This window comes from Streptomyces lacrimifluminis (assembly GCF_014646095.1).
Lineage (GTDB): Bacteria > Actinomycetota > Actinomycetes > Streptomycetales > Streptomycetaceae > Streptomyces > Streptomyces lacrimifluminis.
Genome location: NZ_BMMU01000020.1, coordinates 69,121 through 90,260 on the forward strand (window position 1 = coordinate 69,121; position 21,140 = coordinate 90,260).

At 69.5% G+C, this 21,140-nt stretch carries 17 protein-coding genes; 9 read left to right on the forward strand and 8 right to left on the reverse strand.

Features of this window, described 5'->3' with window-relative positions; genetic code table 11:
- Position 1: 1 nt before the first annotated feature.
- From IEY89_RS26595 to IEY89_RS26605, 3 genes are all read left to right on the forward strand, one after another.
- A complete protein-coding gene (locus tag IEY89_RS26595) occupies positions 2 to 1,123 on the forward strand; it encodes a pectinesterase family protein (protein WP_189150026.1) in 1,122 nt (373 codons plus the stop codon).
- Position 1,124: 1 nt separating this feature from the next.
- Positions 1,125 to 2,168: a pectinesterase family protein gene (locus IEY89_RS26600; protein ID WP_189150027.1), complete on the forward strand. Its 1,044-nt coding sequence runs from the start codon at positions 1,125 to 1,127 to the stop codon at positions 2,166 to 2,168.
- A gap of 123 nt (positions 2,169 to 2,291) precedes the next feature.
- Positions 2,292 to 3,443 carry a right-handed parallel beta-helix repeat-containing protein gene (locus tag IEY89_RS26605; RefSeq protein WP_229695431.1) on the forward strand — a complete coding sequence of 384 codons (1,152 nt, stop codon included), beginning with the start codon at positions 2,292 to 2,294 and terminating at the stop codon, positions 3,441 to 3,443.
- A 169-nt stretch (positions 3,444 to 3,612) separates the two neighbouring features.
- On the opposite strand, the gene IEY89_RS26610 is transcribed toward IEY89_RS26605, so the two are convergent.
- Positions 3,613 to 5,862, reverse strand: coding sequence for a glycoside hydrolase family 43 protein (locus IEY89_RS26610; RefSeq protein WP_189150028.1), 2,250 nt, complete (start codon positions 5,860 to 5,862; stop codon positions 3,613 to 3,615).
- Positions 5,863 to 6,126: 264 nt separating this feature from the next.
- Here IEY89_RS26610 and IEY89_RS26615 point away from each other — a divergent pair, with 264 nt between their 5' ends.
- Positions 6,127 to 7,281 (forward strand): right-handed parallel beta-helix repeat-containing protein, encoded by a 1,155-nt coding sequence (locus tag IEY89_RS26615; RefSeq protein ID WP_189150029.1) that lies wholly within the window; start codon positions 6,127 to 6,129, stop codon positions 7,279 to 7,281.
- A gap of 73 nt (positions 7,282 to 7,354) precedes the next feature.
- Here IEY89_RS26615 and IEY89_RS26620 read toward each other — a convergent pair whose 3' ends face one another.
- The 4 genes from IEY89_RS26620 to IEY89_RS26635 all read right to left on the reverse strand — a co-directional run bounded on the left by IEY89_RS26620 (position 7,355) and on the right by IEY89_RS26635 (position 11,446).
- On the reverse strand, positions 7,355 to 9,043 hold the full coding sequence (locus IEY89_RS26620; RefSeq protein WP_189150030.1) for a rhamnogalacturonan lyase B N-terminal domain-containing protein: 1,689 nt from the start codon (positions 9,041 to 9,043) through the stop codon (positions 7,355 to 7,357).
- 32 nt (positions 9,044 to 9,075) lie between these two features.
- A complete protein-coding gene (locus tag IEY89_RS26625) occupies positions 9,076 to 9,906 on the reverse strand; it encodes a pectate lyase (protein ID WP_189150031.1) in 831 nt (276 codons plus the stop codon).
- A 107-nt stretch (positions 9,907 to 10,013) separates the two neighbouring features.
- The gene (locus tag IEY89_RS26630; protein ID WP_189150032.1) at positions 10,014 to 10,883 is read right to left on the reverse strand and encodes a hypothetical protein; all 870 of its coding nucleotides are present in this window, start codon (positions 10,881 to 10,883) and stop codon (positions 10,014 to 10,016) included.
- Positions 10,880 to 11,446 carry a SigE family RNA polymerase sigma factor gene (locus IEY89_RS26635; RefSeq protein ID WP_189150033.1) on the reverse strand — a complete coding sequence of 189 codons (567 nt, stop codon included), beginning with the start codon at positions 11,444 to 11,446 and terminating at the stop codon, positions 10,880 to 10,882. The genes IEY89_RS26630 and IEY89_RS26635 overlap by 4 nt, the downstream gene beginning before the upstream one ends.
- A gap of 286 nt (positions 11,447 to 11,732) precedes the next feature.
- On the opposite strand from IEY89_RS26635, the gene IEY89_RS26640 reads away from it, so the two are divergent.
- Positions 11,733 to 13,184 (forward strand): NCS2 family permease, encoded by a 1,452-nt coding sequence (locus tag IEY89_RS26640; RefSeq protein WP_189150034.1) that lies wholly within the window; start codon positions 11,733 to 11,735, stop codon positions 13,182 to 13,184.
- 82 nt (positions 13,185 to 13,266) lie between these two features.
- On the opposite strand, the gene IEY89_RS26645 is transcribed toward IEY89_RS26640, so the two are convergent.
- The 3 genes from IEY89_RS26645 to IEY89_RS26655 form a co-directional block, all read right to left on the reverse strand.
- Positions 13,267 to 14,721 (reverse strand): peptidoglycan D,D-transpeptidase FtsI family protein, encoded by a 1,455-nt coding sequence (locus tag IEY89_RS26645; protein WP_189150035.1) that lies wholly within the window; start codon positions 14,719 to 14,721, stop codon positions 13,267 to 13,269.
- Positions 14,722 to 14,833: 112 nt separating this feature from the next.
- On the reverse strand, positions 14,834 to 15,325 hold the full coding sequence (locus IEY89_RS26650) for a GNAT family N-acetyltransferase (RefSeq protein WP_189150036.1): 492 nt from the start codon (positions 15,323 to 15,325) through the stop codon (positions 14,834 to 14,836).
- Positions 15,326 to 16,099, reverse strand: a complete 774-nt coding sequence (locus tag IEY89_RS26655) for an IclR family transcriptional regulator (protein WP_164316303.1) — start codon at positions 16,097 to 16,099, stop codon at positions 15,326 to 15,328.
- Between the two features lie 144 nt (positions 16,100 to 16,243).
- Here IEY89_RS26655 and IEY89_RS26660 point away from each other — a divergent pair, with 144 nt between their 5' ends.
- From IEY89_RS26660 to IEY89_RS26675, 4 genes are all read left to right on the forward strand, one after another.
- Positions 16,244 to 17,773 (forward strand): aldehyde dehydrogenase (NADP(+)), encoded by a 1,530-nt coding sequence (locus IEY89_RS26660; protein WP_189150037.1) that lies wholly within the window; start codon positions 16,244 to 16,246, stop codon positions 17,771 to 17,773.
- A gap of 111 nt (positions 17,774 to 17,884) precedes the next feature.
- A complete protein-coding gene (locus IEY89_RS26665) occupies positions 17,885 to 18,493 on the forward strand; it encodes a DUF1349 domain-containing protein (protein WP_189150038.1) in 609 nt (202 codons plus the stop codon).
- Positions 18,494 to 18,954: 461 nt separating this feature from the next.
- Positions 18,955 to 19,677 (forward strand): DsbA family oxidoreductase, encoded by a 723-nt coding sequence (locus IEY89_RS26670; RefSeq protein ID WP_189150039.1) that lies wholly within the window; start codon positions 18,955 to 18,957, stop codon positions 19,675 to 19,677.
- A gap of 109 nt (positions 19,678 to 19,786) precedes the next feature.
- Complete coding sequence (locus IEY89_RS26675; RefSeq protein WP_229695432.1) at positions 19,787 to 20,845, forward strand: aminotransferase class V-fold PLP-dependent enzyme; 1,059 nt, start codon at positions 19,787 to 19,789, stop codon at positions 20,843 to 20,845.
- Positions 20,846 to 21,140 lie beyond the last annotated feature (295 nt).

The window sequence follows — 21,140 nt, forward strand, 5'->3', positions numbered from 1 at the left end:
CATGGCGAGTCCTCAACTTCCCTTCACCAGACGCTCGTTCGTCGTCGCGAGCACCGGGGCCGCACTGGCCCTGGGGCTCGCGGCCCCCGCCCACGCGGCCGGCCGGACCCGCTTCGGCCGTTACGGCTCCCCGACCCGCCGCCTGACCGAGCGGACCCTGTACGTCGACGCGGCCGGCTCCGGCGACTTCACAGACGTCCAGGCCGCCGTAACGGCCGTGAGTGGCAGCGGCTTCACGCTGGTCGTCGCACCGGGCGTCTACCGCGAGACCGTCGTCGTCACGGCCACCCGCACGGAACTGACCCTGATCGGCGCCTCCGAGAACCCCCGCGACGTCGTCATCGTGTACGACAACGCCGCCGGCACCCCGAAGCCCGGCGGCGGCACCTACGGCACCACCGGCTCCGCCACCACCCTTGTGCAGGGCGCCGGCTTCACGGCCCGCTGGATCACCTTCGCCAACGACTGGCTGCGCGCCGACCATCCGGAGATCGCCGGGACCCAGGCCGTCGCCATCAAGGTGCAGGGCGACCGAGCGGCGTTCCACCACTGCCGGTTCCTCGGCCACCAGGACACCCTGTACGCCGACTCGATGAGCCGCGAGGCGTACGCCCGGCAGTACTTCGCGCACTGCTACGCCGAAGGGGACGTCGACTTCGTCTTCGGCCGGGCCACCGCCGTGTACGAGCGCTGCCACTTCCGCACCCTCGACCGCACCGACCTCGCGGGCACTCCCTACGGCTTCGTCCTCGCGCCCTCCACCGTGGGCACCAACCCCCGCGGATACCTGGTGACCGACAGCCGTGTCACCAGCGAAGCCCCGGACGCGGCCTACAAGTTGGCCCGCCCCTGGGTGCCCAGCTCCCACACCACCGCCCGTCCGATGCTCACCGTCCGGGACACCCACCTCGGCCCCGGCATCGACGCGGTCGCGCCCTACACCAACATGTCGGACACCTACCCGTGGCAGAGCCAGCGCTTCGCCGAGTACCGGAACACGGGCCCGGGAGCCAGGATCGTCGTCCCCGAGAACCGTCCCCAACTCACCCCCGCCGAAGCCGAGTCGGCGACCCGCGAGGCATACCTCGGCGACTGGACGCCATGGCGCGGACGGTGGTGCTGAGATGCGCCGACGCACACTGCTCACCGGGTTCGCCGGCGGGCTGATCGCCGCCGGCACGGGACCCGCGTTCGCGTCCGCCGCCCGCCGGGTCCGGCACGTCCGTCCCGGTGGCTCCGTCCAGGCCGCCGTGGACGCCGTGGTGGCGGCGGGCGGGGCCGGGTGGACGGTAGTCGTGCATCCGGGGACGTACCGCGAGGTCGTCAACATCCCGGCCCAGGCGGCCGAGTTGACGATCCGCGGCGCCACCCGCGACCCGCGCGACACCGTCATCGTGTACGACAACGCCAACGGCACCCGGAAACCCGACGGTTCGGGCACCTACGGCACCGCGGGCTCCGCCACCTTCACCTCGGCGGCGCCCGGCCTGACCGTACGCGACCTGACCCTCGCCAACGACTGGCTGCGCGCCGACCACCCCGAGATCACGGGGACGCAGGCCGTTGCCGCGTATGTCACGGGGGACCGGTCGCAGTTCACCCGGGTCCGGTTCCTCGCCCACCAGGACACCCTGTTCGCGGACACGACGGCACTGACCGCGTTCGACCGGCACTACTACCGCGACTGCTACATCGAGGGTGACGTCGACTTCGTCTTCGGGCGGGCGCGCGCCGTCTTCGAGCGGTGCCACTTCCACACGCTCGACAGGGACGTCGCCTTCAAACCCGAGGGCATGGTCTTCGCGCCCGCCACGGCCCGCGCCAACCCCTACGGCTTCCTGGCCGTGCGCGGGCTGGTCACCTCGGGTGCGGAGGACGGCGCGTACAGGATCGCCCGGCCCTGGGTACCGTCGTACGAGACGACCGCCTGGCCCTCGTTGGTCGTCCGGGACACCTGGCTCGGCCCGGGCATCGACGCCGTGACCCCGTACATCAACATGCGTGACGCCTACCCGTGGCAGACCATGCGCTTTCGCGAGTACGGCAACTCCGGTCCGGGTGCGGTGACATCGGTGCCGGAGAACCGGCCGCAGCTCACGGCGGCGGAGGCACACGAGCACACTCGGCGGACGTATCTCGGGGACTGGTGCCCTGACGAACGGCCGTGATCCGGCGATGGGGTGGCGGGCGTCCGTCGTGGGAACGACCGCTTCCCCAGCCCCTCACCGCTCAACTGCCCCCCACCGCTTCATCGACTCCCCTCCCCGTTACGGCGAAAGGACCCGCACGTCATGCGTCGTATCACTCGTATCGCTCATATCACTCGTGCCACTCGTCTCAGGAGCTCGCTCGCCGCTTTCGCCGTCACCACGGCCGGTGTCGGTCTCGCGGTGCTCCCCACCCCCGCCCAGGCCGCGACCGTGGTCGTCTCCACCTCCGCCCAGCTGAGCAGCGCGCTGTCCAGTGCCACCGCCGGCACCGTCATCCAGGTGCGCGCCGGGACGTACTACCCGACGGCCACCCTCCAGTCGACGGCCAACGGCACGGCCGCCAGCCGCATCCACCTTCAGCCGTACGGCTCGGAGACCGTCAGGATCGACGGGTCGAACCTGCCCGACGGCGACTGGATCTTCAAGCTGACCGCCGACTACTGGACCGTCTCCAACATCACGTTCCAGAACTCGCCGGACAGCGCGGTCGTCTGCCAGTCCTGCGCCTCCACGGTCTGGAGCAACATCAAGACCATCAACGGCGGCGACTCCGGCTTCACGCTCACCGGCGACAACACCACCAGCAACACGGTCAGGAACATCGACTCGTACGGCCACTACGACCCCGCCAACCATGGCGAGAACGCCGACGGGATCGCCGTGAAGTTCGGCTCCGGCTCCGGCAACCTCATCACCGGCGCCCGTCTCTACAACAACTCGGACGACGGGCTGGACTTCTGGTCCTTCTCGTCGCCGGTCACCGTCGAGCACACCTGGGCGATGGGCAACGGCAGGAACCGCTGGTCCGACTCGGCGTTCGCGGGCGACGGCAACGGCTACAAGCTGGGTGGCGACGGCGAGACCGTGGCCCATGTCATCAACAACTCGGCAGCCTGGGACAACGCGGGCAACGGCTTCACCGAGAACAGCAACAGGGGCGCCATCGTCATCAACCGCACCACCGCCTACGCCAACGCCAAGTGGGGCTACTACTTCGCCACCGGCGCGGCGAAGCTCGGCAGGAACCTGGCCGTCAGCAACAGCTCCGGTTCGGTGAGCAAGGGCTCGTCGGTCATCTCGTCCGGCAACAACTGGGACTCGGGGACATCGACCCCGTCGTTCGTGTCCACGAACGCGTCGACCGCGTACAACTCCCGTGCCTCGGACGGGACGTTGCCCGGGACGACGTTCCTGACGACGGGCAGCAGCACAATCGGGTCGACGATGAACTGACCGCCCACCGGGACGGGTCGCGAGACGAGGTGCGGGGTGCGGCGGCACTGCCGCACCCCGCACCCCTCACCTCTCACACGCTTCTCTCCCGCGAGTGCGAGCAGCAGACCAACGGCAGGACGCACAAGCCGCCCACCCCGATGTACTGCGTGGACTGAGCGTCAGTTCCTCACTTCTTCAGCGGCCTGATCGACTCCAGGGTCGGTACGACCGGCAGGATCGTCCCGTCGGCCGCGAACCGCATCCGGTCGATGGTGGTCTCCCGGTGCATGCCGTCACCGCCCGCCTTTCCGGGGCCGTTCAGGGCGAACCGGTGGTACACCATGTACCAGTCGTCGGTGCCGGGCGCGTTCACCACCGAGTGGTGGCCGGTGGCCTTGATGCCGTACTCGGGGCGCTTGGACAGGATCGTCCCCCGTTTGGTCCACGGGCCGAGCGGGGACGGCCCTGTCGCGTAGGCGACGTGGTAGTCCTCGCTGCGGGTGTCGTCCTCGGACCACATGAAGTAGTACGTCCCCCGCCGCTTCACCACGAAGGAACCCTCGCGGAAGTTGTCCGGGGTGATGTCCCGTACCTTCGCCGCGTCGAACGACACCATGTCGTCGTTCAGCGGTACGACGTATCCGCGACCGTTGCCCCAGTAGAGGTACGCCTGACCGTCGTCGTCCGTGAAGACGGCCGGGTCGATCATCTGGCCGCTCAACTGCCCTTTCGCCACCAGGGGTCTGCCGAGCGCGTCCGTGAACGGACCCGCCGGGGAGTCGGCCACCGCGACCCCGATCGCCTGCTCGGCGCAGAAGTAGAAGTAGTACGTGCCGTTCCGCTCGGCGATCGCCGGCGCCCAGGCGTTCCTGTCCGCCCAGGACACGTCCGGCCCCAGGTCGAGGATCACACCGTGGTCGGTCCAGTGGACCAGGTCCTTCGACGAGAACGCCTTGAAGCGCGTGCCGCTCCAGCCCTGGAAGCCGTCGGTGGTCGGGTAGATCCAGTAACGGCCGTCCAGGTACTGGACGTCGGGGTCGGCGTACAGCCCCGGCAGCACCGGGCTGCGGGTGGGCACGGCCTCGACCGTCCAGGTGCGGCGCGTCCCGTCGGCCGCCGTCACCGTGTACTTCTGCGGCTTGCGGAAGTCACGCCGCGTACCGGACGCGGGGCTCACCTTCGCGCCCTTGCCGACCGACAACGTCGGTGCCAGCCGGGCCGGTTCGGCGTCCGGCCGCATCGGCAGCACGACCTTGGAGGCGGCCTCGGTGACGACGGCGTACCCCTTCTGGCCACTGGCCGTGGCGTCCACGACGGACGTGGAGGTCTCCGGGTAGGCGGCCAGCAGCCGGTCGTACTCCGCCCGCGTCACCGGCATCACCGTGCCGTGGCGGGGGCTGGCGGGCAACTGGTAGTTCGCGGACATCGTCCACTTGCCCGAGTCGAGGTCGGTGGTCTCGAAGGGGACGTAGCCGCGACCGCCGTACTCGTCGATGAACAGGTACCACTTGTTCTCGGTGTTGGACTTGAAGACCGTCGGCCCCTCACCCCGGTCGATCGACCCGCTGCCGACGCAGTCGGAGACGAAGTCGTACGAGGTGTCCGTCAGCGAGGTCGACTTCTCCGCGGTGATGAACTTCGAGCAGGGGCTGGAGGAGGTGGGGTCCCGCTCGTCCTTCGTGTAGCGGTAGTAGGTCCCCTTGTGCTCCACGACGGTCGAGTCGATCACCGAGTAGCCCGGGTCGTCCCAGACCTTCGGTTCACTGAAGGTGCGGAAGTCCTCCGTCGTCGCGTACAGCATCTTGTTGTACGTCGAGCCGGAGTGCCCGGGGTCGTCGTCGGCGTACAGCTTCGAGGCCCAGAAGACGACGTACGAGCCGAGCTTCCTGTCGTAGTAGGCCTCCGGCGCCCAGGTGTTGCCCGCCGCGTCGGGGGAGACCTTCACCAGCCGCTGGTCGGTCCAGTGGACCAGGTCGGTCGACTCCCACACCATGATCGACTTACTGCCGTGACGCTGGACGTCGTCCCAACTGCCGCTGCTGTTCTGGTACATGCGCAGGTCGGTCGCGATCATGTAGAACCTGTCGCCCTCTGGGGAGCGGATCACGAACGGGTCGCGCAGGCCCTTCTCGCCGGTGGTGGAGGTGAGGACCGGCTTGCCCGCGTTCAACTCCCGCCAGTGCAGCGGGTCGTTGCCACGGCTGAGGGCGTACCGGATCTGCTCGCCGTCGGCCGTGCCCTCACCGGTGAAGTAGGCGAAGAGGTAACCGGCGTACTTCTGGGCCGACGTGGGCTCGGTCTTCTGCTCGTGCTTCTGCTGGGTCACGGGTGGGGCTCCAGAGGCGGCGGGGCTGGGCGGGGCGGCGAGCAGGGCGAGGAGGAGGGCCGCCAGGGGGACGAGGGGGAGCAGGAAGGTGCGGGCGAGGTGGGGGCGCATGACACATCCTGTGGGAGTCTGATGGTTTCTGTTGGTTGATCGCCCTCGGAATCTCACCAGCAGGGGGACAGCACGTCAATCGGTGCGGACGAGACCGATGGGGCCGAAAAGCTTCGATCGCTCTCGCACGGACCACGCGGCAACCCTTTTCGGCCGTGCGGCAACAAGACAGCGGAGCCGGGCTGCGGCCTCACCTCATCGAGGCCGCAGCCCGGCTCGTCTCTGGAAGCGAACACAGTCCCAGCACGAGGAAAGGACCGCTCCGTGCGCATCGGTACCGGCCGTCACCGCAGAAACCGCACCCTCTCCATCGCCGCAGCGGTGGCCCTCTCCTCGGGTGCGGGCGGCGTCTACCTCGGTCTCTCGACGGACGGAGCGAGCGCTGCCGGCGCCACGGTCACCGTCTCCAGCACCGCTGAGCTCGAATCCGCGGTGAAGAACGCGGCGGCGGGCGGCGTCATCCAGGTGCGCGCCGGCACGTACTACCCGACGGCCACCCTCAAGTCGACGGCGAACGGCACGAGTTCGGCGCGGATCACGCTCCAGGCGTACGGCGGCGAGAAGGTGAGGATCGACGGTTCCAAGCTGCCCGCCGGGTCCTGGCTGACCGGGATCCATGGCGACTACTGGACGGTCCAGAACCTCACCTTCCAGAACTCCCCGGCCCAGGGCTTCGTCGTCACCTCGTCCGTCGGCGGGATCTTCAGGAACCTCGTCACCGCGCGCAACGGCGACTCCGGCTTCACGCTCCGCGGCGACGGCACCAGCCACAACCTCGTGCAGAACCTGGACAGTTACCTCAACTACGACCCGGCGGCCCACGGCCGGAACGTCGACGGCCTCGCCATCAAGTTCGGCTCCGGCACGGGCAACAGGATCACCGGAGCGCGCCTCTACGACAACGCGGACGACGGGCTCGACCTCTGGCAGTTCTCCACCCCCGTCACCATCGAGCACACCTGGGCCTTCGGCAACGGCAGGAACCGCTGGAAGGACTCCGCGTTCGAGGGCAACGGCAACGGCTTCAAGCTGGGCGGCGGGGGAGCCTCGGTCGCGCATGTCGTCACCAACAACGCGGCCTGGGACAACGATCTGCACGGGTTCACGGAGAACTCCAACACCGGCGCGATCCTGCTCAACCGCAACACCGCCTACGCCAACGCCCGGACCGGCTTCTCCTTCGCCACCGGCAAGGCCCGCCTCGCCGGGAACCTCGCGGTGGGCAACAAGGGAGCCCTGTCCAAGCTGGGCCCGTCCGCGGTCTCGGCGGCCAACAACTGGGACAGCGGCATCTCGACACCGGCGCTGAAGGCGAGGGACGCGACGACGGCGTATGCCTCCCGGCGGGCGGACGGAGGGCTGCCGACGACCACGTTCCTGGCGGTGACGTCGACAGCCATCGGGTCGACCATGAACTGACGTACCCGGCGAGAAGAACGAGCCCCCTGCCGGTCGTCACCGGCAGGGGGCTCTCTGACTGGCCGAGGGGGGCTCAGGCCAGCAGATCGAGGCAGTCGAACGAGGTGCCCGGGCTGAGGAACGCCGTGCCGCTCGAACCACTGACGATGTTGATCTTCAGGACGTTGTACTGTCCCGGGTCCTTCTTCCACACACTGGAAGGGACGCTGAAAGTGACCGTACGGTTGTTCCCCCGGTATGAACCCGTGGTGAGCGAGCGCGTCGAGGGCTGGGCGGATGCGGAGGGGACGGCCGACACCCAGTCGTTGACCGTGACGCGCGGGCGCCCGCCCGCGAAGGCGTCCGTCACGCCGATGCGCAGGGTGTGCGCGGCGGCGGCCTGGGCCGCGGTCAGCTTGAAGTACACGAGGATGCCGTCGTTGACGCCGCTCCACATGTAGGCGGGGAAGGCCGTCGACGCCGTCTGCGGGCCGCTGCCGATGGTGACGTTGCCCGTCCACCTCGCCGCGCGGGCGTCCGACGGGTGTGCGTACGTCATCAGTTCGGCGTTCTTGAACTCACCGGGCGTGCCGTCCCAGTCCCCGAGCCGCCAGATCGTCCTGGCGGCGGACGGGTCCCCGGTCACGGTGATGCTGTTCAGCGCGGTCGCGCCGCCCGCCTTGACCGTCACCGAGGTGGTGTGCACGGCCAGCTCACCCTTGTACACGGTCAGCGTGTACGCCCCCGGCAGCATCCCCTTGCAGGAGAAGGCACCGGTACCGGAGGCGGCCTTCGCCCAGTACTGGGCCTCGGAGTTCGCGAAGCCCACGGTGTACGGGTACTTCGCGTCCATGCCCTTGATGCCGACGCCGGCCACCTTGCCGCGCCCGGCGGCCCCCACCCAGCCGGTGATGCCGAGCCCGTCAACCCAGGAGGTGTCGAGGCGGGCGGCGGCGAGGGAGGGCGAGGGGGCACCGCCGTCGGTGAAGGCGAGGACGTACGGGCCCTGCAGGCCGAAACGTTCCGGCTCGGTCTGGGCCTGGTTGTAGTGCAGGATCTCGTACAGCCCCGCGCCCTTGTCGTTCGAGTGGCGCAGCAGCGAACGGTAGAAGGGGCCGCCGGACGCCTTCTCGTGGCGGGAGCGCACGATCCACAGGCCGACCGAGCCGGTGGTGAAGCCGATGTGGTCGTGGTCGATGACCCGCTTGCCCGAGTAGTGCTTGGAGTGCGTGGTGCCGTCCGCCCGCTTCCAGACGTCGCCGGCCTCGATGATCTTGTCGGAGGCCTCGATCCAGGAGTCAGGCCCCTCGTTCGGGAACATCCCCGGCTTGAGGCGCACCAGGAAGCGGGTCGCCGTGAAGGACGCGTCCGCCTTGTTCGTCCACAGGTAGACGTTGTTCTGGCCGCTGCGCGCCGCGTACCACAGGGTGATCGCCCCGTGCGCGACCTTCACCAGGATCGTCGAGCCGGACCGCCTGACGGTCACCGTGGACGCGCCGAGCCCCGACTCGACGTGCGAGTGCCTGCCGCCGTACCCCTCGTACTCCTTGCCCCGGTAGACCAGGGAGGTGAGGTCGCCGGTCGACTTGGAGACCTTGAAGACGAGCGAGGCACCCGTGTTGATCACGAAGTGCGAACCGTCGTCGGTGTGGCCGAAAGTAGCCGCTGACGCAGATGAGAGCAGGCCGCCGCCGGTCACCGCGGCGGCGCCCGCACCGGCCACGCCCACGGCGGAAGCGGCCAGCAGCCTGCGGCGACTCAGGTTTCTCCGGTGCGTGCTCAAGACTGCCGACTCCGTCGTGCTTGAAGGCTCACTTACTTGTACGTGATGTCAGATGGCGAGAACTTGCATGTGGTTCCGTCCGCACCCCTGCCGATTTCGGTCGGTTCCTTGCCCATGTTGTTGCCCTTGAAGCGCACGCAGGGCTTGAGCTTCTTCTTGGGGTCGCCGTGGATACGGATCCTGCTCAGCGTCGCCGTGTCGCCGTAGTTCGCGTTCACGCCGACCAGCACCTTGCCCGGCACGGTCGCGTCGATGTCGCTGATCACGATCGTGCGTTTGTACTGCGTCCTGCAGTTGCCGCAGGAGCGCACCAGCTTGCCGAAGTTCTCGACGCGGAAGCCCGTGATGCTGAGCCTGCCGGCCCCGTTGAACTGGAACACCTTGTCGGAGGCCGACCTCGCGCCGCCGCCGATCACCTTGTACACGGCCGTCGACTTCTTGCCCTTGAAGCTGGCGGCGTCCTCGCCGACGTCCAGCCACCACACGTTCTCCAGCGTGCAGGAGCCGATGCAGTGGACGCCGTCCGCGCCCGGGGTGCCGATGATCACGTTCTTCAGGACCGCGCCGTCCTTCAGCTCGAAGATCGGGTCCTGGCCCTCCTTCTGGCTGCCGTTGGCGAGCGCGCCGCTGCCGAAGAACTTCTTCAGCCTGCCGTCGTACGTGCCCGACACCGTGATCTTCGACGGGACGGCCTTGCTGCCCTTGGCCGTCGGCCAGCTGGCGGCGGCACCGGCGGAGGACAGCAGCGTCGTCGTCAGGACCGCCGCTCCGGTGAGTCCGAGAGCGGCGGTGCCGGCGATCACGGCCCGCCGTCCGGTGACCCGGCGGCGGTGGCGGACGCGCTGTTCGACTCGTTCAGTCATGGACCGTGTTCCCTGGTGGCGAGGAGATGTGTGCGTCTCCTGGTCGCCACCCGCGCGGAAAGGGTTGCCGAGTCGGCGGATTTTTCTTGCGAGTCGCCGCTACGCCTTCACGAATCGCCCTCGTCGGGCGTGGCGTTACCGTCCTGGCCTGCGAAGTCACCCTGCACGGCCAGTTGTTCGCCCGCCGCTTCGGCCGTCACCGTGTACGTGTCGTTCTTCGCGTCCCGGCCGCCGCGCGCGTGGTTGTACTGGCCCGCGAAGACCCAGTCGCCCGGCCAGACCTTGACGCCGTCCTTGAGCACCCAGGTGTAGACCAGGAAGCCGTCGCGCTTGGCGACCGTCAGCTCGAAGTCGTCCTCCGGAGCCGACCGCCAGGCGCCCGAGGAGTTGACCCCGCCGGTGTCGACGACCTTCAACTCGACGGTGAGCGCGGTGAGTTGCTCGGACGTCTTGACGGTGACGTTGCTCTGCGCCCAGAAGTCGTTGCTCTGTGCGTCGATCGAGCCGTCCGATCGCAGTGGCCCGTCCTCGGCGCCCTTCGCGGCCGGCGGCGCCGCCGTGTCCGAGGCCTTCGGCGTCGGGGAGGGCGTCGGCGTCGAACTCGGCTTCTCCTCCTGGGTGTTGCCGGCCGACGGTTCCGGCGCCGGCTGAATCGGTGCCCTGCTGGTCGCGTCGGGCGACGGGGTCGGCAGCGGCGAGACCGAGACGGTCGGATCGGACGGGGTCTCGTCGCTCTTCACCACGGAGGCCAGCGCGTACCCGCCCATCGCGAGGATTCCGGAGACGGCGGCGGTGGCACCCGCGACCCGGGCCCAGGCCAGCAGCGGCGGACGCGTCGCCCGGCGCCGGGCGCGCTTCTCCTCGGGACCGGCGGCCATGCCGCGCTCGACCCGCGCGAGGATGCGCGCGCGGTCGGGCTCGTACGTCTCGGCCGCTTCGCGCAGCCCGGCGCGCAGCTCGTCGTGCGGCGTCCTCATCGGTTCTTCCCTCCCGCTCCGCCGGTGGTACGCACAGGGGTACGCACTCGAAGCGGGGCCTCGTCGGTGCCAAGGAGCCGCTGCAGTTCGGCCATTCCCTTGGACGTCTGGCTCTTAACCGTACCGACAGTAACTCCCAGGGCGAGCGCCGTGTCCTTCTCCGAGAGGTCGAAGGCGTGCCGGAGCACCACACACGCGCGCTTGCGGAACGGCAGTCTGCGCAGGGCCTCCTGGACATCGATGACGCCAGGTATGTCGGGATTCTCCGTATTCTCTTCCCGCTGCGACCAGAACAGGGTGATCCTCCGGCGCTCCCGGACCGCGCTGCGGATACGGGTTTTGGCCAGATTCGCGACCACGCCACGCGCGTACGCCACCGGATGATCGGCGGCCCGCACCCGGTCCCAGCGGTGCCACAGCGCGAGCAGTGCATCAGCCGCGAGGTCGTCGGCGGCGTCCGCCTCACCCGTCAGCAGGTGGGCCAGGCGCGCGAGTTCGGCGTAGTGCCGCTCGAAGAAGGCATGGAACTCCACGGAGGCTGCGTCGTCGACGACAGTGCCCACGGCCGACCTCTCCCCCTTAGTTTCACTGAGTTTTCCCAGGTCGGCGGCGGCTGCCGACCGAAGCCGGGCGTCTGTGCGTACGGCCGCTGTGGTGCGCCGGTGAAGGGACGGTGATCGTTTGGCGCGAGAGCCGAGAGAGTATCAGGCGTGCGTACAACCCTTCGAGGGGCGTATGGCAGGTCGATCCTGATTCCGTAACACGGAGAAAACCTGAGAACGGTTCAACACAGGAACAATCCAGCCAGCATCCGCACACAGATCAATCAGGCAACGAGGAGCAACCGCCATGTCCGAACCACAGAAGGTGGCCGACCGACCCGGCGCCGCGCCCCCCGCGGCGAACAGCGTCGACGGCTTCTTCAAGATCTCCGAACGGGGATCCACCTTCGCCCGTGAAGTGCGCGGTGGCTTCGCCACGTTCTTCACGATGGCCTACATCCTTGTCCTGAATCCCATCATCCTGGGCAGCGCCAAGGACAAGTTCGGCCACCAGCTCGACAGCGTCCAGCTCGTCACCGCCACCGCCCTGGTGGCCGCGGTGATGACGATCATCATGGGCGTGGGCGGCAATCTCCCGCTCGCCCTCGCCGCGGGCCTTGGCCTCAACGCGGTGGTCGCCTTCCAGATCGCCCCGCTGATGAGCTGGGACGACGCGATGGGCCTGGTCGTCCTGGAGGGCCTGCTGATCTGCGTCCTTGTGGTGACCGGCCTCAGAGAAGCGATCATGCATGCCATCCCGGGGCCGCTCAAGGCGGCGATCGGCGTGGGTATCGGTCTGTTCATCGCTTTCATCGGCTTCGTCGACGCAGGCTTCGTCACCCGTATCCCGGACGTCGCGAGCACCACGGTCCCCGTGCAGCTCGGCGGCACGGGCACGCTCAGCGGCTGGCCCATCCTGGTCTTCTGTCTCGGCGTCCTGCTGACCATCGGGCTGATCGCGCGCAAGGTGAAGGGCGCGATCCTGATCAGCATCGTCACGATGACGTTCGTCGCGCTCATCATCAACTCGGTCGCCGACATCAAGAGCTGGGGCCTGACGACGCCGGCCTGGCCCGACAAGATCGCGGCGACCCCCGACTTCGGACTGATCGGCGACTTCAGCCTGTTCGGCGCGTTCGGCGAGACCACGGTGATCACCGTCGTCCTGCTGATCTTCACCCTGATCCTGTCGGACTTCTTCGACACCATGGGCACGGTCGTCGGCATCACCGCCGAGGCCGGCCTCCTGGACGAGGAGGGCAAGGTCCCCAACCTCGGCCGTGTGCTGCTCATCGACGGTGCGGCGGCGGTGGCGGGCGGCGCGAGCTCCTCGTCCTCGGCGACCTCGTACATCGAGTCGGCGGCGGGCGTCGGCGAGGGTGCGCGCACCGGCTTCGCCAACCTGATCACCGGCGGCCTGTTCGCCGGCGCGCTCTTCCTGACGCCGATCCTGACGATCGTCCCGATGCAGGCCGCCGCCCCCGCCCTGGTCGCGGTGGGCTTCCTGATGATGACCCAGGTCAAGCACATCGACTGGGACAAGTACGAGATCGCCATCCCCGCGTTCCTGACGATCGCCGTGATGCCGTTCACGTACTCCATCACCAACGGCATCGGCGCCGGCTTCCTGGCCTACGTCCTCATCAAGACGGTCCTCGGCAAGGCCAAGGAGGTCCACTGGCTCCTGTGGGGCACGAGCGCACTGTTCCTGATCTACTTCGCGATCGACCCCATTCAGCAGCTCTTCGGTACGAAGTAGTCGCCGAACAGGTACCCCCGCGCCCTTGTCGGGGGCGCGGGGAACCGCGCGATCAACCACGACGCCGCCGCAGCCAGAGAACTCACCCAGCCAGCGCAGCCTGCATCATCGCCTTGGCGACAGGCGCCGCCAGCCCATTCCCACTCACCTCGGAACGAGCCGCCCCCGACTGCTCGACCAGCACGGTCACGGCAACCTCCTTCCCATTTGAGCCGGACTTCGCATAGGACGTGAACCAGGCATAAGGCGTCTGGCTGTTGTTCTCACCGTGCTGAGCCGTCCCCGTCTTACCACCCACCGTCGCCCCGGCGATCCGCGCGTTCGTCCCCGTCCCGTCGGAGACAACCGTCTGCATGGCGGACTGCAACTGCTCAGCCGTCCCCGGGCTGACGATCTCCTTCGTCGAGGCCTCGTTGTCGTAGTCCTCCAGCACATCCCCGTCGGCGTTCGTGACCTGGGAGACCATGTGCGGCGAGACCAGCTTGCCGCCGTTGGCTATCGCGGCGGACACCATGGCCATCTGCAACGGCGTCGCCGTGACATCGAACTGCCCGATGCCCGTCAGCGCGGTCTCCGACTTCTCCATGTCCGAGGGGTACACGCTCGGGTACGCCCGTACCGGCACGTCCTGCTCGTCGTCGTTGAAGCCGAACCTCTCCGCCATCGCTCTGACCTTGTCCTGCCCGAGGTCGACGGCCATCTTCCCGAACACGTTGTTGCAGGAGTACTGGAGGGCGACCCGGATCGTGGCGTTCTCGCAGGGCGCGTTCGGGTTCTCGTTCGTCAGCTCACGGGTCGTACCCGGCAGTGGGTACGGGTCGGGGCTGGCCGTACGGTCGTCCACCGAGCCGTACAGCCCGTCCTCCAGGGCCGCCGCCGCGACCACCAGCTTGAATGTCGAACCCGGCGGCAGCGGCTGCCGTATCGCCCGGTTGACCAGCGGTTTGTCGGGGTCCTTGGTGAGCCTGGTCCAGGTGCCGCCGTCGCTCGCGCCGGTGATCGTCGACGGGTCGTACGACGGAGTGGACACCATGGCGAGGATCTTGCCGGTCTTCGGGTCGATGGCGACGGCCGCGCCCTTCTTGTCGCCGAGCGCCGCGTACGCCGCCTTCTGCACGTCCGGGTCGATCGTCGTGATCACGTTCCCCGGGGCGGCGTGCTCCTTGGTGACCGTGTCCATGAGGGTCGTGAGTCTGCTGTCCGAGCCGTCGAGCACGTCCTTGTAGATGCCCTCCAGCTGCGTCGGCGCGAACAAGGGCGTGCTGTATCCGGTCACGGCGGCGTAGAGCTTCCCGTCCGTGTATGTCCGCTGGTACTTCAGATCTCCACTGCTCGTCTCCTTCGAGCCGGTGACCGACTCACCGGCCACGATGATGTTCCCGAGCGGGTTCGCGTACAGCGCGATCGCGTTCCGCCGGTTCTTGCTGTCGTCCGCGAGCGCCTGGGCGTCGTAGAACTGCACCCATGTCGCCCTGACCAGCAGGGAGAGCACGAGGAGCAGTGTGAAGACGGAGGCGCGCCTGATCGTCTTGTTCATCCCGTCCGAAGACGACCGGCGCCGAGCCGAACGTTCCCCTTCGCCGGATTTCTCATGGCACATTCAGGAAACGCGGGAAGCTGTAAGGGGCACATGTGCCGTCGTACGACGGTCAGGCCTCCAGAGTCAGCACGACCTCGTCGATCTCCGTGCCGCGTGCCTGCGCGTACCCCCGGTCGTGCCCGGAGACGCGGAAACCGCACTTCTCCAGGACCCGCAGCGAGCCCGCGTTGTCGGCGGCGGCACGTGCGTGGAGCGGTCGTTCCGGTTCCTCGGCGACGAGTGCGCGCAGCGCGGCCGTCGCGATACCGCGGCCCCAGTAGGCGCGGTCGATCCAGTACGTCACCTCGCGGTCGCCCGGATCGCCGTACACCGCCGCGTTGCCCACCACGTCACCGTCGACGAGGATCGTGCGCGGCAGCACGTTGGACGCGGCGCGGATCCGCTCCCAGTGGGCGTCGAAGGCGTCCCGGTCGGTCGGGTCCTTCGCCGTGAACGCGGCCATCCACAGCGATTCCGGGTCGTTCGTCTGGCGGAAGAACACCGGCAGGTCACTGTCGTGGATCTCGCGCAGCACGACGTTCGTCGAAGCCGAGTACCGCATTCAGAGCCTCCTGGTGGCCAGTGTCAGTCGGTCGCGCGCGTCGAACAGGGCGTCCTTGACCATCTGTTCGTGGGCCGGGGTGAGCCGCGCGACCGGCACCGAGCAGCTGATCGCGTCCCGCGCGGGGGTGCGGTAGGGGACCGCCACGCCGAAACAGCGCAGCCCCAGCGTGTTCTCCTCGCGGTCCACCGCGAAACCCTGTTCGCGCACCAGGCGCAACTCCTCGATGAGCTTCTCCCGGTCGGTGATCGTGTGCTCGGTCAGCGCGGGCAGCGTCTCCGGGAGCAGCTTGCGGACCTGCTCGTCGGTGTGGGTGGCCAGCAGCGCCTTGCCGAGGGAGGTCGAGTGGGCGGGCAGCCGGCGGCCGACCCGGGTGAAGGGGCGCAGATAGTGCTGCGACTGGCGGGTGGCGAGGTAGACGACGTTCGTGCCGTCGAGCCGGGCCAGGTGGATGGTCTCCGTCGTGTCGTCGGAGAGCCGGTCGAGGGTCGGCCGGGCCACCGCGACCACCTCGTCGCCGTCGATGTACGAGGTGCCGACCAGCAGGGCGCGTACGCCGATGCCGTACCGCGTGCCCGTGGCGTCCGTCTCGACCCAGCCGAGGTCGACAAGGGTGCGCAGGAGCATGTAGAGACTGGACTTGGGGTAACCGACGGCCTCCTGGACCACTGCCAGCGAGTGCATGCCGGGACGTCCCGCGAAGTATTCCAGCAGTTCAACGGTCCGTACCGCGGACTTGACCTGCGCCCCGCCGCCTGTCTCGGCTGCCGACATCGCCCTTGACCCCTTCGTTCGACGGGAAATAGTCTCCAACAGCATATTCATCATCAGAGACGGTGTTCAGCATATCGAACGCCCCTGGTGGATGACGCAGAAAATTCGCCTCACACCTGGCAACACAATCTGGAGGGACCCCCGGTGGCAGCAGCACCAGTCTGGAGTGTCGACCCCCGTACCGGGAAGCAGCGGGAGCAGGTTGCGGTCGAGGCCACAGCCCAGGAGGTGGACTCCACCGTCCGCGCCGCGCACGCCGCCCGCCCGGCCCTCGTGGACCGCACGGTCCGCGCTGCCTTCCTGCGCAGCGCCGCCGAGGAGCTCGAAGCGGCCAAGGAGCAGCTCGTCGAGGCCGCCGACGCGGAGACCGCGCTCGGCCCGGTCCGGCTGACCGGTGAACTCGCCCGCACCTGCTACCAGCTGCGGGCCTTCGCGGACATCGTCGACGAGGGCGCCTACCTCGACGTCGTCATCAACCACCCCGACGACACCGCGACCCCGCCGATCCCGGACCTGCGGCGCTACAAGGTCGCGCTGGGTGTCGTGGCCGTCTACTCGGCCTCCAACTTCCCCTTCGCCTTCTCCGTCCCCGGCGGCGACACCGCGAGCGCGCTCGCGGCCGGCTGCCCGGTGGTCGTCAAGGCCCACCCGGACCACCCGGGCCTGTCCGAGCTGGTCGCGGCCGTCCTGCGCCGCGCCGCTGCCCTGCACGGCATCCCCGAGGGAGTCGTCGGCCTGGTCCACGGCTTCGAGGCGGGCGTCGAACTGGTCAAGCACCCCCTGGTCGCCGCGGCCGGTTTCACCGGTTCCGTACGAGGCGGCCGTGCCCTCTTCGACGCGGCGGCGGCCCGGCCGGTCCCGATCCCGTTCCACGGCGAGCTGGGCTCCCTGAACCCCGTGGTGATCACGGAGGCGGCGGCCAACGAGCGCGCCGAGGCGATCGGTACGGGGCTCGCGGGCTCCATGACGATGGGCGTCGGCCAGTTCTGTGTGAAGCCCGGTCTGGTGCTGGCGCCGGCCGGCGCGGCGGGCGACCGTCTGCTGAAGTCCCTGACGGACGCGGTCAGTGACACCGCGTCCGGTGTCCTCCTGGACCACCGGATGCGCGACAACTTCGTCGCCGGGGTCGCCGAGCGCGCCGAGCTGCCCGAGGTCGAGTCCCCGGTGACGCCGGGCGCGGGCGGCGAGCACACGGTCAGCGCGGGGTTCCTCACGGTGGCGGCGGACAAGCTGGCCGCGGAGGGGGCGTACGACCTGCTCCTGGAGGAGTGCTTCGGGCCCGTCACCGTGGTGGCCCGCTACGCGGACGACGCCGAGGCGAACGCCGTTCTCTCGCGGCTGCCGGGCAACCTGACGGCGACGGTCCACCTCTCGGCGGAGGAAGCCGCGGGGGAGGGGCGCGGGGCCGAGATCCTGGCCGAGCTGACCCCGCTGGCCGGACGTGTGCTGGTCAACGCGTGGCCGACCGGGGTCGCTGTGGCCGCGGCCCAGCATCACGGGGGGCCGTACCCTGCCACGACGTCCACGTCGACTTCCGTCGGCGGCACGGCTGTTGAGCGGTGGCTGCGGCCGGTGGCCTACCAGAACACGCCTGCCGCGCTGCTGCCGGTGGAGCTGCGGGATGAGAACGAGCTGGGGTTGCCTCGGCGTTTCAACGGCCGGCTGGAGCGCTAGCGCTACCGCTGGTGGGGTGCGGTGGGTTCGCGGCTGCGGGTCCGTTGTGGCTTGTCGCGCAGTTCCTCGCGCCCCTCAATCCGGCCCGTCTGCACCTGCGATAATCAGGTAATGGACTTGGAGCTCTCCCCGCTGCCCTTTCCCCTCCGTACCTATGGGCCCGACGGGCACTGGTCCTTCGAGGACGGGGTGCTCACCGGGTGGGCCGGGCCCCGGCAGGATCGGTTCGTGTCGCCCACCGGGGAGGCGCTGGACCCCGCCGCCGACGCGCCACGGCTGCTGGGCGCCCCGGAGGGGGAGTTCCAGCTGATCGCCCGGGTCACCGTCGGGTTCGGAGCGGCCTTCGACGCCGGGGTGCTCTACGTCCATGTCGGCGAGCGGGCCTGGGCCAAGCTCTGCCTGGAGTACTCCCCGGATGTGCCCACCGTCTGCACGGTGGTCACCCGGGGACACTCCGACGACGCCAACTCGTTCACCGTGGACGGCAGTTCGGTCTGGCTCCGGATCAGCCGCACCGGCCGGGCCTTCGCCTTCCACGCCTCGCGCGACGGCGAGAGGTGGACCTTCGTCCGCCTGTTCACCCTGGGCGACGAGAAGGAGGCCGACGCGGCCCTGGTCGGCTTCATGACCCAGTCCCCGATGGGGGAGGGGTGCGTGGTGACGTACGACCACATCGAGTTCCGCCCGGAGTGGCCCAAGGACCTGCGGGACGGCAGCTGAGCGCTGCGCTGGGCTTGGGCCGGGCGCCATCCGGGGGTGCGGGGTCAGGTTGTCGGGCGGGTGCGGGTCCGCCGGGGCTGGTCGCGCGGTTCCCCGCGCCCCTGGGCGGGCACGGGAACCCCCGGATTCCCGCGCCCCTGGGTGGGGACAGGAAACCCCGGACTGGCCTGCTGGCCCCGTACGGCGGGGAGGGGACGGGGTGGGGGGTGTCCGCCCGCAGCGGCCGGCGTCCAGCACCGGCCGGCTTTGCAACAGACGGAACCGCCGGACCGAGGACGGACACCCCCCACCCCGGCACCGCCCTCACCCACCACCCGTAGGCGCTGCACGAGACCCACCGGAACCGCACATGCGCCGCAGGCACCCCGGGACCCGGGAATGAACCGCACTGTTTGAACGTTCATTCACCCAGCGGAGGGAGTCTCCGCACCCGTACCCGTACGACCTGGAGAGCCGAAGACATGCGCGTCGAGATCTGGAGCGACATCGCCTGCCCCTGGTGCTACGTCGGCAAGGCCCGCTTCGAGAAGGCGCTCGACGCCTTCCCGCACCGGGACGGTGTCGAGGTGGTGCACCGGTCGTTCGAGCTGGACCCGGGGCGCGCCAAGGGCGACATCCAGCCCGTCCTCAGGATGCTCACCAAGAAGTACGGCATGAGCGAGGCGCAGGCCCAGGCCGGGGAGGAGAACCTGGGGGCGCAGGCCGCCGCCGAGGGGCTCGCGTACCGCACCCGGGACCGTGATCACGGCAACACCTTCGACATGCACCGGCTGCTCCACCTCGCGAAGGACAAGGGGCGGCAGGACGAGCTGATCCAGCTCTTCTACCGGGCGAACTTCGCCGAGGAGCGGTCCGTCTTCGGCGACGACGAGCGGCTCGTGGAGCTGGCCGTCGCCGCCGGCCTCGACGCCGACGACGTCCGGGGCGTACTCGCCGACCCGGACGCGTACGCCGACGCCGTGCGCGCCGACGAGCGCGAGGCGGCCGAACTGGGCGCGAACGGCGTGCCGTTCTTCGTCCTCGACCGGAAGTACGGCGTCTCCGGTGCCCAGCCCGCCGAGGTCTTCGCCCAGGCGCTCACCCAGGCGTGGGGCGAGCGGCCCGCCCCCCTCAAGATCGTCCAGCCGGAGGGCGAGGGCGCCGAGGTCTGCGGGCCCGACGGGTGTGCCGTACCCCAGCAGTAGCGGCTGGGAGAAAAACTCGCAGGTCAGGGCCTACGTATAAGCAGTCCTTCGCGATGCCGTGCAGAATTCGGCGATGGACGAGGGAATCTTCGGGCCGCAAAGTGGTCCCATGGAGACCTTCGAGAACCTCCGGAACCTCGTTCGTGCCGAGTTCGCTCCGAAGAACACTTACCTGAACACCGCGAGCACCGGGCTCCTCCCGGCCCGCGCCGTGGCCGCGATGCGCGATGCCGTGCAGTCCGTGGCCGACGGTCAGTCGCAGGACATGTTCGCCGACGTGGAGGCCTCGCGCTCCGCCTTCGCGCGGCTCGTCGGGGTCTCCGACCGCAGGGTCGCGGCCGGGGCCTCCGTCGCCGTCTACAGCGGGCTGATCGCCGCCTCGCTGCCCGCCGGCGCCGAAGTCCTCACCGCCGAGGACGACTTCACCTCCGTCCTCAACCCGTTCCACGTACGCGGGGACCTGAAGGTACGGACCGTGCCGCTGGAGCGGATCCCCGAGTCCGTCCGGCCCGGCACCGCCCTCGTCGCCGTCAGCGCGGCCCAGTCCGCCGACGGACGCATCGTCGACCTGGCCGCGCTGCGCGAGGCCGCCCGCGAACACGGGACCCGTACATACATCGACGCCTCCCAGGCCACCGGCTGGCTGCCCATCGACGCGGACGCCTACGACTTCGTCTCCTCCGTCGCCTTCAAGTGGCTCGTCTGCCCGCGAGGCGTGGCCTTCCTCGTCGTACCCGAGGACCTGGGCGGGCTGACACCCGTCTTCGCGGGCTGGGTCGCGGGGGAGGAGCCCTGGGACAACTGTTACGGCCCGGTGCGTGAACTCGCCCACTCCGCACGGCGGTTCGACGAAAGCCCGAGCCTGTTCTCCTACGCCGGCGCCCGCCACTCCCTCGCCCTGATCGAGGAGTTGGGCGTGGACACCGTACGCGCCCATGACCTCGCCCTCGCCGACCGGTTCCGCGCCGGGCTCGACCGACTGGGGCACCAGCCCGTGCCCGCGCCCGGCTCGGCCATCGTCTCCGTCCCGCAACTCGGGCACCGGCAGGCCGAGTTGAGCCGGGCCGGGGTCGAGGTCTCCGACCGCGCCGGAAATCTGCGCGCGGCCTTCCACCTCTACAACACGACGTCGGACGTCGACCGGCTCCTGGACGTCCTGTCCGGCTGAACCGGCGGGGCGAGATCCCCGGGGACGCCAGGGGGATGGTGCCGGGCGGAGCCGACGCCGGACAGGGCCGTCAGACCCGTGCGACCGGCCGCCGACGCGGAACCGCGTCGGCGGCCGGTCGCACGGGGACGAGTCCGCGCCGACCGCGGCACGCGGCGGGCCGGTGCGCGCCGTACGCCTTCGCCGCGCACCTGGCCGTCGATGCCCGCCCACCGGCGGACCGCCGACGGGGTGTGCCGGGATGCCCGGCACCGCAAGGACGCCCGCCGTCGCCGACGCCTCACCCGGGCCCGAC

Coding starts and splice junctions, on each gene's coding strand:
- IEY89_RS26595 (WP_189150026.1), top strand. CDS start 2: ATGGCGAGTCCTCAACTTCCCTTCACCAGACGCTCGTTCGTCGTCGCG.
- IEY89_RS26600 (WP_189150027.1), top strand. CDS start 1,125: ATGCGCCGACGCACACTGCTCACCGGGTTCGCCGGCGGGCTGATCGCC.
- IEY89_RS26605 (WP_229695431.1), top strand. CDS start 2,292: ATGCGTCGTATCACTCGTATCGCTCATATCACTCGTGCCACTCGTCTC.
- IEY89_RS26610 (WP_189150028.1), bottom strand. CDS start 5,862: ATGCGCCCCCACCTCGCCCGCACCTTCCTGCTCCCCCTCGTCCCCCTG.
- IEY89_RS26625 (WP_189150031.1), bottom strand. CDS start 9,906: ATGACTGAACGAGTCGAACAGCGCGTCCGCCACCGCCGCCGGGTCACC.
- IEY89_RS26630 (WP_189150032.1), bottom strand. CDS start 10,883: ATGAGGACGCCGCACGACGAGCTGCGCGCCGGGCTGCGCGAAGCGGCC.
- IEY89_RS26640 (WP_189150034.1), top strand. CDS start 11,733: ATGTCCGAACCACAGAAGGTGGCCGACCGACCCGGCGCCGCGCCCCCC.
- IEY89_RS26645 (WP_189150035.1), bottom strand. CDS start 14,721: ATGAACAAGACGATCAGGCGCGCCTCCGTCTTCACACTGCTCCTCGTG.
- IEY89_RS26650 (WP_189150036.1), bottom strand. CDS start 15,325: ATGCGGTACTCGGCTTCGACGAACGTCGTGCTGCGCGAGATCCACGAC.
- IEY89_RS26655 (WP_164316303.1), bottom strand. CDS start 16,099: ATGTCGGCAGCCGAGACAGGCGGCGGGGCGCAGGTCAAGTCCGCGGTA.
- IEY89_RS26665 (WP_189150038.1), top strand. CDS start 17,885: ATGGACTTGGAGCTCTCCCCGCTGCCCTTTCCCCTCCGTACCTATGGG.
- IEY89_RS26670 (WP_189150039.1), top strand. CDS start 18,955: ATGCGCGTCGAGATCTGGAGCGACATCGCCTGCCCCTGGTGCTACGTC.
- IEY89_RS26675 (WP_229695432.1), top strand. CDS start 19,787: ATGGAGACCTTCGAGAACCTCCGGAACCTCGTTCGTGCCGAGTTCGCT.